This is a genomic window from Synechococcus sp. H70.1, from assembly GCF_047502705.1.
Classification (GTDB): domain Bacteria; phylum Cyanobacteriota; class Cyanobacteriia; order Thermostichales; family Thermostichaceae; genus Thermostichus.
Genome location: NZ_JANSIV010000012.1, coordinates 1 through 12,655, shown reverse-complemented (window position 1 = coordinate 12,655; position 12,655 = coordinate 1). Strand labels below are relative to the sequence as shown.

14 protein-coding genes, 1 tRNA gene and 1 pseudogene are annotated in these 12,655 nt (G+C 60.4%); 10 read left to right on the top strand and 6 right to left on the bottom strand.

What is annotated here, in order from left to right:
- Nucleotides 1-108: 108 nt before the first annotated feature.
- From NW827_RS00710 to NW827_RS00695, 4 genes are read right to left on the bottom strand one after another with little or no spacing between them, the layout of a single operon-like run.
- Nucleotides 109-1,767, bottom strand: a complete 1,659-nt coding sequence (locus NW827_RS00710) for an ABC1 kinase family protein (RefSeq protein ID WP_414403575.1) — start codon at nt 1,765-1,767, stop codon at nt 109-111.
- A 38-nt stretch (nt 1,768-1,805) separates the two neighbouring features.
- Complete coding sequence (locus tag NW827_RS00705; protein ID WP_414403576.1) at nt 1,806-2,387, bottom strand: peroxiredoxin family protein; 582 nt, start codon at nt 2,385-2,387, stop codon at nt 1,806-1,808.
- Between the two features lie 37 nt (nt 2,388-2,424).
- Entirely contained in the window at nt 2,425-2,862 is a 438-nt protein-coding gene (locus NW827_RS00700) for an SRPBCC family protein (protein ID WP_414385635.1), read from the bottom strand.
- Nucleotides 2,863-2,865: 3 nt separating this feature from the next.
- Nucleotides 2,866-3,381 carry a hypothetical protein gene (locus tag NW827_RS00695; protein ID WP_414361247.1) on the bottom strand — a complete coding sequence of 172 codons (516 nt, stop codon included), beginning with the start codon at nt 3,379-3,381 and terminating at the stop codon, nt 2,866-2,868.
- Nucleotides 3,382-3,557: 176 nt separating this feature from the next.
- On the opposite strand from NW827_RS00695, the gene NW827_RS00690 reads away from it, so the two are divergent.
- The 7 genes and pseudogenes from NW827_RS00690 to NW827_RS00660 all read left to right on the top strand — a co-directional run bounded on the left by NW827_RS00690 (nt 3,558) and on the right by NW827_RS00660 (nt 6,482).
- Nucleotides 3,558-3,642, top strand: a tRNA-Ser gene (locus NW827_RS00690).
- A 150-nt stretch (nt 3,643-3,792) separates the two neighbouring features.
- Nucleotides 3,793-4,026, top strand: a pseudogene (locus tag NW827_RS00685) (Arm DNA-binding domain-containing protein); the annotation flags it as partial.
- A complete protein-coding gene (locus tag NW827_RS00680; RefSeq protein ID WP_414403723.1) occupies nt 4,027-4,380 on the top strand; it encodes a tyrosine-type recombinase/integrase in 354 nt (117 codons plus the stop codon). It abuts the pseudogene before it with no gap.
- A gap of 101 nt (nt 4,381-4,481) precedes the next feature.
- Nucleotides 4,482-4,616 carry a hypothetical protein gene (locus NW827_RS00675; RefSeq protein ID WP_414403577.1) on the top strand — a complete coding sequence of 45 codons (135 nt, stop codon included), beginning with the start codon at nt 4,482-4,484 and terminating at the stop codon, nt 4,614-4,616.
- Complete coding sequence (locus NW827_RS00670; RefSeq protein WP_414403578.1) at nt 4,613-5,068, top strand: hypothetical protein; 456 nt, start codon at nt 4,613-4,615, stop codon at nt 5,066-5,068. The genes NW827_RS00675 and NW827_RS00670 overlap by 4 nt, the downstream gene beginning before the upstream one ends.
- Nucleotides 5,069-5,365: 297 nt before the next feature.
- Nucleotides 5,366-6,229 (top strand): hypothetical protein, encoded by an 864-nt coding sequence (locus tag NW827_RS00665; RefSeq protein ID WP_414503209.1) that lies wholly within the window; start codon nt 5,366-5,368, stop codon nt 6,227-6,229.
- Nucleotides 6,230-6,269: 40 nt separating this feature from the next.
- Nucleotides 6,270-6,482, top strand: coding sequence for a hypothetical protein (locus tag NW827_RS00660; protein ID WP_414403580.1), 213 nt, complete (start codon nt 6,270-6,272; stop codon nt 6,480-6,482).
- Between the two features lie 937 nt (nt 6,483-7,419).
- On the opposite strand, the gene NW827_RS00655 is transcribed toward NW827_RS00660, so the two are convergent.
- A complete protein-coding gene (locus NW827_RS00655) occupies nt 7,420-9,831 on the bottom strand; it encodes a DEAD/DEAH box helicase (RefSeq protein WP_414403724.1) in 2,412 nt (803 codons plus the stop codon).
- Between the two features lie 173 nt (nt 9,832-10,004).
- Between NW827_RS00655 and NW827_RS00650 the strand changes: the two genes are divergently transcribed.
- From NW827_RS00650 to NW827_RS00640, 3 genes are read left to right on the top strand one after another with little or no spacing between them, the layout of a single operon-like run.
- On the top strand, nt 10,005-10,640 hold the full coding sequence (locus NW827_RS00650; RefSeq protein WP_414361255.1) for an anthranilate synthase component II: 636 nt from the start codon (nt 10,005-10,007) through the stop codon (nt 10,638-10,640).
- On the top strand, nt 10,637-11,413 hold the full coding sequence (locus NW827_RS00645) for an MBL fold metallo-hydrolase (protein WP_414503208.1): 777 nt from the start codon (nt 10,637-10,639) through the stop codon (nt 11,411-11,413). The genes NW827_RS00650 and NW827_RS00645 overlap by 4 nt, the downstream gene beginning before the upstream one ends.
- A gap of 4 nt (nt 11,414-11,417) precedes the next feature.
- On the top strand, nt 11,418-11,984 hold the full coding sequence (locus NW827_RS00640) for an ankyrin repeat domain-containing protein (RefSeq protein WP_414403583.1): 567 nt from the start codon (nt 11,418-11,420) through the stop codon (nt 11,982-11,984).
- A 19-nt stretch (nt 11,985-12,003) separates the two neighbouring features.
- Here the strand turns inward: NW827_RS00640 and NW827_RS00635 are convergent.
- Nucleotides 12,004-12,655, bottom strand: a 652-nt coding sequence (locus NW827_RS00635; protein WP_414503207.1) for a deoxyhypusine synthase family protein, incomplete at its 5' end; no start/stop codon positions are given.

Genomic DNA, 12,655 nt, shown 5'->3' with positions numbered 1-12,655 from the left:
ATCGAGCGGGTCAACGAAAGAATCGGCCTTTGCGGGATTTGGCGAGGCGCTCGCAAAGCCGCTGCTACCGTTTTTGTGTTGCTTTGCTAACACGAGATGCGTAGGGGATTAGCCCCGCAGGCGACCGGAGCGCAGGATGCTGAGGATGAGCCACAGCCCCAGCAGGCTGGCGGCGCCAAAGAGCAGCTCGCTTAGCCAAAAGACCTGGAAGCGCTGGGTTTGCGCCGAGATGATGGCAGCGCCAATAATCAGGGATCCAACCAGGATGCTGTAGGAGAGGCGGTTGGCCGACTGATCCAGGCTGGTGCGGAGGCCTTCCAGCTCCTGCACCGTCAGGTTCCAGCGCTGGGTCTCGGAGGTGATGCGGCTAAGCAGCACTTCCAGTTGCCGCGGCGACTGCAGCGAGAGGTTTTTGAGATCCAGGGCTGTGCGCAGCAGCGAGGGCAGGGGGGCATCCCCCAGCAACTGCTGCCGAAACACATCGGCCATCAGGGGGCGAATTTGCTCCGGCAGATTGTAGTCTGGGGTGAGCTGGCGGGCGATCCCTTCCAGGTTGGCCAGGGCCTTGGCGCACAGCCCCAGGTTGCCGGGGATGCGGATCTGGTTGCGCCGTGCCGCCTGTAGGATCTCGGAAAAGAGCTCGCTAAAATCCAGCTCGGCAACGCTCAGGGTGTAGTACTGGCGCAAGAGGCGCTCGTATTCCCTCTGCAGTTGGGCCAGGCTGACGGCGGGATCCCGCGGGCTGCCCCTAGGACTTTCCGGCAGGGCCAGTTCCAGCGTGAGCTCGGCACAGCGCTGGGCATCCAGGCTGACGATGGCCAAAATTAGCTCCAGCACAATCTGCTGCGTGCGGGGATCCAGCCGCCCAATCATGCCGCAGTCCAAGAGGGCCACGCGACCGGATCCCAGGTAGAAGAGGTTGCCGGGGTGGGGATCGGCGTGGAAATAGCCGTCAAGGCAGATCTGCTGGAAAAAGGCACGGGTGAGCAGGCGGGCAATCTGCTGCGGGTCGGCGTCACTGCGATCCGCCTCCAGCAGGGGCTTTCCCTCGATCCACTCCAGCGTCAGCACCTTGGGGGTAGTGAGCGACCAGTAGACGCGCGGCACCACCAACTGTGCTGGGTCAAACCAACGGCTGGCCTGCAGGCGTTGCCGCAGTTGCTCCGTGTGGCGGGCTTCCTGGGTAAAGTCCAGCTCCGCCTGCAGCGCCCGGCAAAACTCATTGGCCAAGGCCACCACATCTGTTAGCCTACCGAACTCCGTTTGCGCCACCAGCTCAGCAATGCTGCGGATGAGCTTTGTATCCCGCTCTACTATTGCCTCCAAACCCGGCCGCTGGATCTTGAGAGCCACCGCTTCGCCACTGAGCAGGCGGGCGCGATGGACTTGGGCAATGGATCCCGCTGCCACTGCTTCCGTGTCCAGGCTGCTGAATACCTGCTCCAGGGGCTTTTGCAACTGCTGGCGCAGTAGGATCTCCACCGCCTTCCAGGGCACGGGGGGCACATTGCTCTGCAGCGTGCTGAGGGCCTCAATGTACTCCCGCGGCAACAGATCGGGGCGGGTGCTCAGCAACTGGCCCAGCTTCACATAAACCGGCCCCAGATCCACCAGGATGTTGCGCAGCACCATCGGCGGCGGCAGTTGCGGCTCTTCCGCCTTGCCCAAGGAGAGTAAGCGCCGCATGTAGTCCCAGCCGTGGCGCAGGACTACTTCCAGGATCTCCGCCTGCCGGGCGCTGTTCTGAGCCAGCCGCGCAAAGACCACCCCTTCTCCCTCCTCTGCCGGAATTGCCTAGAGACAGCTTAGAAAAAGGGCACGGGAGCCACCCGGCGGGTTCCGTCCCAGCCGCTGGCTAGCCCCTCCCGCAAGACCCGCAGCACTTCGTCGGTGCTGGCGTTGGGCTCGGCAAAGGAGAAGAGGTGCTTATAGCGCAGCCTCCCCTCGCGATCCACAATGAACTGGCCCGGCAGGGGCGCCCCCAGCGCTTGGCCAACACCGTAGAGCCGAAAGGTCTTGCACTCTGGATCCACCAACAGCGGGTAGGGCAGTTGCAGGTCGGCTTGGATCTGTTGGCTTTGCACCGGGTCGGTGCTGGTAATCATCAGCAGCTCTGCTCCCAGGGCCCGGATCTCCTCGTAGCGGGCCTTCAGCTCCTGGATGTGGGGGTAGCAGAAGGGGCAGAAGAGCTTTTCCGTGAAAATGCGGGTAAAAGCCAGAACCACCGGCTGGTGGCCGCGGTAGTCCGATAGGCGCACGGGATCCCCGTGGACATTGGGCAGCTCAAAGTCGGGGGCCAGCTCGCCAATCTGCAGAGGGCTGTTGGCCGGCTGGGGGATGAAGTTGTCGAAAAAGCGACGGTTGAACAGGCCGCTGTTGCTGGTCATTGCCATTTTTTACGTTTCTTTACTACCTGCCACCAGCCTAACCCAAAGCCTCGGCCACTGCCTTTAGCCGTCGCAGTTGTGCCCGCATGTCGTGCCGGGTTAGCTCTGCTGCCACTAGGTAAAACCCCGCCGCCACCCAGGGGTTGGGGATGGAAAACTCAAAGCGGTTCACCAACAGCGTTCCCGACGCTTGGGGGCGGCACTCCCAGCGGTCAGTGCCCTGAAAAAACCCCTCAAACTGCCACTGCACCAGGCCCTCAGCCCGCTCGGTAATCACGCAGTCCAGGCTGGGGGAAATGAGAGGCAGGCGCAGGAAAAAGCGGTAGCGGCTGCCCAGTTGCCCCGTAGGGGATCCCAGGGCCTCGCAGCCCAAAAGGGGGTTAAGCCAGCGCCGCATCAGCTCCGGGTCAATGAGACAGCGCTCCACCCGCGCCACGTCAGCGGCAATTTCAATTGCTTGGGTATAGACGGGCATGCTTCAAGGAGAGGCTGCAGCAGCAGGCTGCGCTTTGCCGACAGGGGCAACGGTACTTAGCAAAATCAAGATATCGCGGTACTCCACCTGATCCGGCCCGCGGCGGGGGGATCCCACCTGAATGACGGCCTGGTGCAGGGACTGTTCAGGGTGGGGGGGAGACTCAAACACAAGGGTGCGGATGCCGTTGGCCTGTTCCAGATCCGAGAGGAGATCCCAGCCCTCGCCCCAGAGGGTACGGCGGTAGTAGGCGGCAATCTCCTCCAGAGGCTGAGAGGTCTGCAAGAGCAAGGAAGCCAGCCCCCCCTCCTGATCCCAGATTTGCCCGGAAGAGAGGACGGTAGCTTCGGGCAACTGCAACTGTGGCGGGAAGTGGGGAGGGAGAGCGCGGGTATCGCCCACGGAAGCCGCAAAATGGGTGCCATCTTCGCCAACGTGGCGCAGCACCGGATCCAGCGGGGCAGCTTTGGAAGGAGGTGGCTCTGGCAAAGGGCGACAGGCAGCCAGCAAGGCTAGCATTGGCCAAGCCAGAAGTTGCCCCTGAGCTGGGCAAAAGTCTCCTCTCATCCGTAGCCAGGGATCCCTCAGGTGGGTTATAGCGGATCCCTGTCCTTCCCCACAAGCGGTTAGCTGCACAACCGGCAAGGGCACAGCCTAAGATAGTAGAGACGGCGGATCCCGGCCGGGGTTAAGGTGGAGAGGTGTCCGAGTGGTTTAAGGAAGCAGTCTTGAAAACTGCCGTGGCGCAAGCCACCGTGGGTTCGAATCCCACCCTCTCCGTCAAAGCCTAGTTTGCCAACATCCACCTAAATCCCCCAAAGCCTTAACTGGCAAGGTTTTTGGGCATTTGATATCCACGGTAGTCAATCCACGGCAAGACGGGACACAGCCGTGGATATTTAGGCGGGGTGGGATATCGCACTGACGGACGTGGCCATCAGGAACGCCAAGCCCAAGGACAAGCCCTCCCAGATGCCGGACAGGGATGGGCTGTACCTAGAGGTGAGGCCGAACGGCTCCAAGCTGTAGCGGTTCCGGTACCGCTTCCGTGGCCGGGAACACCGACTGGGCCTGGGCAAGTATCCCTATAGAGGTCTCAAAGAGGCCCGCGAGATTCACCTTGCCATGCGGCGGCAGATAGCCCTTGGCAGGGATCCCAAGCTGGTGCGAGAGGCCGAGCGGAAGGCGTCTGTCAACACCTTCGGAGCGGTAGCCGAGGAGTGGTTGGAGAACAACCAGAAGAAGTGGGTGGCTACCCACGCCAAAGTCACCCGGCAGCGGCTGGACAGGAACATCCTGCCTTGGCTGGGATCCCGCCCAATCGAGGACATCACACCCCCGGACATCCTGGAAATCCTGAGGCGCATCGAGGCCAGGGAGGCCTACGAGACGACCCGGCGCTGCCTCAGCATTTGCAGCCAGATTTTCGACTTCGCTCAAGCGACCGGGCGCTGTAGCAGGGATCCCTGCCCCCAGCGGGCCAGCGTAAACTACCCGACTCCGAGCCTCTCTGGATGAAGTCTTACCCCCACCGGCGGTGACACTAGGGATCCCTGGTGACACTTTGCTCGGAGAAGGGTCACCGTCGGAAGCCGCTCCAGGCAAGGAATCCGACACGAGTGACACTTGTGACACTTGTCCGGCTACTTACCCGGCCACATGCGGTAGTCAAAATGCAGGTCAAGGCAGTCAAAACGCAGCCTAGGGATCCCCGCGAGGTGGTGGCGGATCCCTGGAACACGATGACTACTTGACTAAACCTGACCACACCGTAGTCAGCCCTGAAAGCCTTACCCTGCAAAGGCTTGAGGGCAGCTTTGACTACTTGACTAACGGAAATGCAGAAGCAAATAAGACAGCCGATAGCGGGGAGTGGGAGCGGATAGACCACATCTCCCTGCCCCCCAAGCGAGTCAACGCCCCTCCCATCCTTGGCGTGGCTTTGTACGGAAAGCTGGGCGAGATTGCAGGGGAGCTGGGCGAGACGGATCTAGGGATCCCTGGATTCGAGCCTGCGTACACCCTCAACCTGGGCTGGTTGTTTGCGATGGCCGACCGGTTGCGGGCCAAGGCACAGGGGGAAGAGCCGCCTAAGCCTAACCTAAATCCACGTCAGATTGTCTTCTCTTACGCGACAGCCAAAAGCAAGAAGAAGGTGGTGGTGAAGCCGGACGGCAGCCTGCAGATCTTCAGAGCCGTTCATTAACAGGGGATTCCTTGCGGCTAGGCTGTTACAGCCGTCAGGGAGAATTGACTGGAAAAGTGGCCTCTGGCATATTACGGGACAACGTGCCAGGTCAAGACAATGCACACGCCGAGCTGGAAGCCCCACCCCATCCTCAAATATGAGCGGAGGGACTGCTATCCCTATATAGTTCTCCCTACCCCTATCAGCCTGCAACTGAGAGGGCCAGAACTGCCCCCTCCCCCCAGAAAACCTGAGCCGCCTCAACTACCCCCTCGACCAGTTAAGCCGCAACTACCAGAGATCCCAACCCGTGTAATGGACAAGCTCCAGGCTGCCCTGTCAACTGGAGCTGGAGTTGCTACCCTAATTGCGCTGATTATTGCTGAAGCGCCATTCTTTCTAATCTTGGCAGGGATTGCAGGCGTGGCTACCTTAGCCCAATTCTTATACGAATCCTGGACTTATGAAGAGAGAATAGAAGAATATGAAAGAAAAATGCGAAGTTATCATCAAGAACAAAAAAGATATGAGGAGAGACTTGTCCTTTGGAGAAGAGAGTGCGATCGCATAGAGTCAGATTACAAACAACAAGTCGAAGAATATAGGCGCGAATATCAAAACAAGGTAGCTCAAATCATAAGGGACTGGGAAAATGGTCTGATATTTCAACCTCTAGATTTATGCCAACCTTTCTTAGGTCAGGGTGCTCGCGCAGGTAGGTATGATCGCCGGCTGAGAGAAGCCTTGATAATAAAGATGGAAAACCTTCCAGTTAAGTTTCTACCTGAACAAGCCTCCCTAAAGGTTCCAGGATTTGATTTTCCGTATACGCCCGACATAGCAATACAAGTATCTAGTAACAATAGAACTCTACTTATCGATGTTGAAGTTGACGAACCTTGGTACCAGAACAATGGTCAGCGAGTACCACATCATGCACTAGATGACAATAGACATAGCCAGCGAGACGATTTCTTTGCAGAAAGCGGCTGGATAGTAGTTAGGTTTTCGGAAAGACAAGTAGCGATAGAAACAGAAAAATGTGCCAGCTTTGTCTGCTACCTTATTCAAGCTGTACTTACGCCAGGATTTAGGGATCCATCTCTGTCTCTGCCGATTGACCATAGAAGGTGGGACTCTCTCAGCGCTCTTGATGAAGAGAGAGACTTCGTTGAGTGAGGATTCCGTCCCGCTGACGCGAACGGTTGAGAGCTATTTAATGAGCTCCAAGATACCCACGCCAATCTTGACTTTTTCCGTCCAAGGCAACAAGGAAGAGGCTAGTTGGAAGCTGGCCTATCAGCGGGATGAGGCCATCCGGCTCGGCTTCGACCCCAGCCGCGTGGTGATGCTCCGGGATCCCTTCACCGAGACCTGGGTTGTCCTTATCCCCAGCGATCAATTCGACGCTGCCCTATCCGAGGTCTTCTGAGGGGGGATCCACTGGGCCGCTTGCATGCTTAACTAGTTGGCATCCCCACACCCGTGGGGGTGGCCCGATTGCGTGCCTTAGCGACGATCTGGCCAGCTTCTATCCGCACTCCAGTGTGGGTTGCCTCAGTGGCCAACCGGCGGATCTCCCTTCGGGGCAGTTGAGCCTCGTGCCAGCCCCGCTCGTTGGGATCCCTCACGCGACTGCCCTGGGACTCGAATCACGCACCTCGTAGCCAAGTTGGAGCAGGTACTGGGCTGCCCTAGCAGGGTGCTCAGATTGCAGCGCCAACAGCTCCCGTTCCAGACGCACAGCCCGATCCAAAATCACCACCCACTTCTCCGCAAGGGATCCACCCCACCCACACCCGCCAACTGGGCCGGCCAAGGCGGCTGGCGTTCTCCCGTAAACTACCCGACTCCGAGCCTCTCTGGATGAAGTCTTACCCCCACCGGCGGTGACACTAGGGATCCCTGGTGACACTTTGCTCGGAGAAGGGTCACCGTCGGAAGCCGCTCCAGGCAAGGAATCCGACACGAGTGACACTTGTGACACTTGTCCGGCTACTTACCCGGCCACATGCGGTAGTCAAAATGCAGGTCAAGGCAGTCAAAACGCAGCCCAGGGATCCCCGCGAGGTGGTGGCGGATCCCTGGAACACGATACCCCGCAAGGGTTTTAGGGCAGCTTTGACTACTTGAGTGATGTACTCCCGCACTCATGTTGACGCGAACGGTAGCCCTGCAGCCGGGCCTCTAGGCCGGTTTACAGCCCCCCCAACCAGCTAACGGGACATATCCATGGACACGAGACCTATCCTACAAGCCCGCAAACTGCTGTAGGACAAGGAAATCTCAGCCCCTATTCGATGGTCACCCTCTCCGTGCAGAAACCCCAATAGAGAGAGCCTGCAGCCGCGCCAGCGGGACGAGCGCCGCTAGATCAGCTCGCTGACGGGGAAGCGATCCAGCAGTTTTTGGGCTTCGCGGGCATTTTCCCGCAGCTCTGCTGGCAGGTGGGGGATATAGGGGATCTGAGAGAGCACATCCAGGGTGCGGCGGATGAGGCGCACAATATCCCCAGCATCCAGGTTGGTGCTGGCCTCCAGCTTTTCCCAGGGGATCCCTTGGGCCCAGTGTTCCACGATCCCGGCCAGATCGGGCTCGAATCCAATCGGCACATGAAACACCTGGTGTTGGCGTTGGCTGCGGAAAAGCTGCCGCCGCAGGCCTCGCAAGCCCTGCAGGACATCCTCAACTAGCCCGGAGGTGCGCAGCCGGCTGTAGGTCCCTGAACGGGGAGGCTCGGCCACCAGGGCGGCAATTACCCCAGCCAAGTGATGGGGGGCACAGCCCAGACATTCCCCAGAGAGCAGAGCCAGCCCCAGCCAAAGCTCATTATCCCCCCGCAGGGCAGCCACCACCTCCCCACTGGCTGTTGGCTGATACTCTTGCAGACAGTCGAACTCCTGCAACACGCCCACCAGAGCCATAAATTGCTGCCAGCGCAGCTCCTGCACCGACTCACTCTGCCGCTCCAGGTGCTGGAGGCGCTTGAGTAGGCGTTGGCGTTTTTCCCGTAAACCCAGCAGCTTTTTCCCAACTTTGTGGGCAGGGTTTTCGCGGATGCGGGCTTCCAGGGCGCGGATTTTTTCCTCTTGCGCTTGGATGTGGGGAACAGCCAACAGGCGCAGGGTGGGATCTGGCTCTGCTTGTTGCTGTTTGAGGAGATAGCGCAAAATGCGCCGTTCTTCCCGCCGTTGCGCCTGCATTTTCTCGTAGCGGGCAATCTCTTCGTCGGAGATACCCTCTAGAAGGCGGTTAATTGCCTCCAGCTCGGCCCGCGTTTGCAGGAGCTCCTGTTGCTCGGGCAATTTTTGCAGCGAGAGCAAATACTGGCCAAAGCTGCGGTTAATGAGATCCCGGGCCGCCTCTAAAGAGTGCTTCTGCAGCAGATTCAGCACCATGCCGTAGGTGGGGGTAAACTGGCTCACCAAGGGATCCGCCCCCGAGGTAGCCAGGCGGGCTGCCTCCTGCGCCCCCTCAAAGGGGGACTGCAAGGTTACCACATGCCCAATGACATCTTTGCCCCGCCGTCCAGCCCGCCCTGACATTTGCATGAACTCGGAAGCAGTCAGGGGGCGATGGCCGTCATCGGTGCGCTTGGAGAGGGAGGAAATCACCGTCGTGCGGGCAGGCATGTTGATCCCGGCAGCCAGCGTCTCGGTAGCAAAGACCAGCTTCACCAGCCCCTGCTGAAACAGGTGCTCCACCAGGCCCTTCCAGGCAGGTAGCATGCCGGCATGGTGGGCAGCAATCCCCCGGTAGAGGGCATCCAGTTGCTCCCAGCGCACCGCTTCCGGCATTTCCCGGCAGAAACGGTCGATCTGCTCAGCTAATTGCCGCCGTTCTTCTTCAGAAGTAGTCAAGTCCAAGCCTCCCAAGCTGGCCACTGCCAGGTCGCAGCCTTTGCGGCTGAAGATGAAATAGATGGCCGGTAGCATATCCCGTCGGCGCAGGTTTTCCACCACCTGGGCCATATCCGGTACTTCCCCGTAGGGAGCCTGGCCTGACTTGGAGGGCTTGCTTTTCAGACGGCGATTGCACACCCACCGGCCTGACTCGGTTTGCTCCAGCAGGGGGAACAGCCCTTTGCGATTGGCAAAGTGAAATTGCAGCGGCACTGGGCGATGGCTGGAGTCAATCAAGCGGGTGGGGCCATGCACCTGGTTCATCCAGTCGGTGAGCTGGTCGCTGTTGGCCAGGGTGGCCGAAAGGGCAACCAGCTGAATGTGGGCAGGGCAGTAGATGATGGATTCTTCCCAGACGGTGCCCCGCTGCTGGTCGTTCATGTAGTGGCATTCGTCCAGGATCACCGCCTGCACATCCCGCAGGGGATCCCGGCTCAGGGCCTCCGCCGCTTCCCAGGCATCCATCTCGCTGCCGTCAGCCCCCTGCTGGACCACCAGAGAGAGCGGCGTGCCGTAGAGCATGTTGCGGAAGATCTCGGTAGTCATCACCAAGATCGGTGCCTCCCGGTTGATGGAGATGTCGCCGGTGAGGAGGCCAACCCGCTCCGGGCCAAATTGCTGGCCAAAATCGCGAAACTTTTGGTTGGAAAGAGCCTTCAGCGGGGTTGTATAAAAAACCCGCTTGCCCTGGGACAAAGCCCGATAGATGGCATACTCTCCAATCAGGGTCTTGCCGGATCCCGTAGGTGCACAGACTACCACCGATTCCCCAGCTGCTAGAGCTTGCATCGCTCGGATTTGAAACTCATCCAGCTCAAAAGGGAAAAGCCTGCGCAACTCGTCCAGCAAGTCGGTTGCCGGGGAGAGAAGCGGGTTCATGGGATCCGAATCAGAAAACAACCTAAAAGCTAGCCACCTCGCTGCCGCTTGTGTGCTATACCCTCCAGGATACAAGCTTGATCCGGGTGTTGGCTCTGGGCTGCGAGTCTTGCCGCTGGGGGAGACCCAAGCCTGGGCAATGCTAAAATGAGGTGCCGTCGCCGGGTGCCATCGTGCTGGTTGTAATCGACAACTACGACAGCTTTACCTACAACCTGGTGCAATACCTGGGGGAGCTGGGGGCGCAGATACGAGTTTTTCGCAATGACGAGATCTCAGTGGCTGAGCTGCGCCAGATGCAGCCAGAGGCGGTGGTTATCTCGCCGGGGCCAGGGCGGCCTGAGGAGGCCGGCATTTCGCTGGAGCTGATTCGGGAGCTGGGACCCGAGCTGCCAATCTTGGGCGTCTGCCTGGGGCACCAGTGCATTGGCCAGGTCTATGGGGGGCGCATTGTGCCCGCTCCTGAGCTGATGCACGGTAAAACCTCGCTCATCTACCACCAGGGGGTGGGGGTGTTTGAGGGGCTGAGCCAGCCGTTTGCGGCCACCCGCTACCACAGTTTGGTCATCGAGCCTTCCACCTGTCCTGACGAGCTAGAGGTGACGGCCCAAACCTGCGATGGCACTATCATGGGGGTGCGCCACCGCCGCTATCTCCACGTGCAGGGCGTGCAGTTCCACCCGGAGAGCATCTTGACCGCTGAGGGCAAGCGCCTGTTGAGCAACTTCCTGCGCTTGGCGCAGCTCCATGCCTTAGGAGCGCCCCAGCCAGCGGCTGGCGTGGTTGCTTCAGGGATCCCCACCCCATGAAGCGTCGCCAGCTTTTGCAAGCCAGCGCTAGCCTGCTGGGATCCCTTGCCGTGGGGGGTCAGCGAGGAGGTGCTCAAACGGCCCCTTCCCCAGGAGGATCCCTGGAGTTCACCCCCCAGAGCCTGCAACTGACCTGGCTGCACCACAGTTGCGTTTTGTTTGAGGGGGAGGGGAAGCGCTTTCTGGTCAACCCCTTTCGGCCAGGGGGCTGCACGGCTGGCTATCCTGCGCCCAGGGTTGCTGCCGACCTGGTGCTGCTCAGCAGCCGCCTCCTGGACGAAGGGGCCCTGGACGTGGTGCCCGGCAACCCTAAAGTGCTGTTTCAGCCGGGGGACTACGTCATCGATGGGATCCGCGTGCAGGGGGTGCGCATGCCGCGGGGCCCTCGCTTTGGCCTCAACGTGGGCTGGCGCTGGCGCATGGCCGGGATTGACATTGTCCATTTGGGAGGGGCCCTGCAGCCCATTGGCCGGGAACAGTCCATCTTGCTGGCTCGCCCTGACCTGTTGCTGGTGCCGGTGGGGGGTGGGCCGAAAAACTACGATCCCGAGGCGGCCAAGGCAGCCATCGAAGTGCTGCAGCCCAAGTTGGTCATCCCGACTATGTATCGCACCGCCGCCGCTGAGGCGTCCCAATGCGAGCTGCAACCTTTAGCAGCGTTTTTGCGCCTCTTTCCCGCCGCTGCCGCGCAACCTGCCCTCAGCAACCCCTTGCTGCTTTCGGCCCAGGCCCTACCCAGCCAAGGGATCGCCATCCTGTTCTTTGAGGAGTAGGGCCATGGAGCGTAGGTGGTGGGCTGTGGGTGTTGGGCTGGGACCCCTGCTGGTAGGAGGGCTGGGGTTCTACGGCTACTCCCTGCCGGAAGATCCGCAAGCTCTGGCCACCGCCAACCCGCTGCGGCTGCAACTGGCCCTCTGGCTGGGGAAAGACGCCAATGTCACGGAAGAGCGGGGCAAAACCGCCTTGTTTTTCGTCGAAAGCGGCCTCAACACCCGCCTTTTGCTGGCCGCTGGGGCGGATCCCAACTGGCTAGATCGCGGCGGAGCCAGCCCCCTGCACCAGGCTGCCCGCCTAGGCAATCCTGAAGTGACCGAGGCCTTGCTCGAGGGAGGTGCTAACGTCAATGCCCGCTTCGGGGCCGGTGGCCTGCCCCTACATTTTGCCGCTTGGTCGGGCAACCCCGAGGTGGTGCGGCTGCTGCTGGAACATGGCTCTAAGATTGACGAGCCAGACGGCTACGGCCTCACCCCCCTGCGCATTGCCCAGGACATGGGGCACTGGGAAGCCGCGATTCTGCTCTCCCAACGGCCCCGTCCTGCCTCAGGTCGGCCCCAGCCTCGCTGATCTATCCCGAAGCGGGGTCCTACCACCCCAGCACCCAGGCAAAAATCAAAGGCGCCACGATGGTAGCATCCGACTCGATGACGAACTTAGGGGTGTCAACCCCCAGCTTGCCCCAGGTGATCTTCTCATTGGGCACTGCCCCTGAGTAGGAGCCGTAGCTGGTGGTGGAGTCGCTGATCTGGCAGAAGTAGCCCCACAGGGGGATCCCCTTGCGGCCCAGGTCTTGGTGCAGCATAGGCACCACGCAGATGGGAAAATCGCCAGCAATACCACCGCCAATCTGGAAGAAGCCGATGGAGCACTCCGCCGAGGTACGCGTGTACCAGTCCGCCAGGTGGATCATGTACTCAATGCCCGTGCGGACGGTGTGGACATGGCGGATCTCGCCGGTAATGCAGTGGGCAGCGTACATGTTGCCGGTGGTGGAGTCCTCCCAGCCCGGCACGTAGATGGGCAAGTTGGCCTCCATGGCCGCGTAAACCCAGGAATCCCGCGGATTGATCTGGTAATAGGGCTCCAGCCGACCGCTGCGCAGGATGCGGTAGATGAACTCGTGCGGGAAGTAGCGCTCCCCCGCCTGGTCGGCAGCGATCCACTCTTCCAGCAGAGCTTTTTCCAGGCGCCGCATTGCCTCTTCTTCCGGGATGCAGGTATCCGTTACCCGGTTCATG

Coding starts and splice junctions, on each gene's coding strand:
- NW827_RS00640 (WP_414403583.1), top strand. CDS start 11,418: ATGGAGCGTAGGTGGTGGGCTGTGGGTGTTGGGCTGGGACCCCTGCTG.
- NW827_RS00705 (WP_414403576.1), bottom strand. CDS start 2,387: ATGACCAGCAACAGCGGCCTGTTCAACCGTCGCTTTTTCGACAACTTC.
- NW827_RS00695 (WP_414361247.1), bottom strand. CDS start 3,381: ATGCTAGCCTTGCTGGCTGCCTGTCGCCCTTTGCCAGAGCCACCTCCT.
- NW827_RS00700 (WP_414385635.1), bottom strand. CDS start 2,862: ATGCCCGTCTATACCCAAGCAATTGAAATTGCCGCTGACGTGGCGCGG.
- NW827_RS00655 (WP_414403724.1), bottom strand. CDS start 9,831: ATGAACCCGCTTCTCTCCCCGGCAACCGACTTGCTGGACGAGTTGCGC.
- NW827_RS00645 (WP_414503208.1), top strand. CDS start 10,637: ATGAAGCGTCGCCAGCTTTTGCAAGCCAGCGCTAGCCTGCTGGGATCC.
- NW827_RS00665 (WP_414503209.1), top strand. CDS start 5,366: ATGGACAAGCTCCAGGCTGCCCTGTCAACTGGAGCTGGAGTTGCTACC.
- NW827_RS00660 (WP_414403580.1), top strand. CDS start 6,270: ATGAGCTCCAAGATACCCACGCCAATCTTGACTTTTTCCGTCCAAGGC.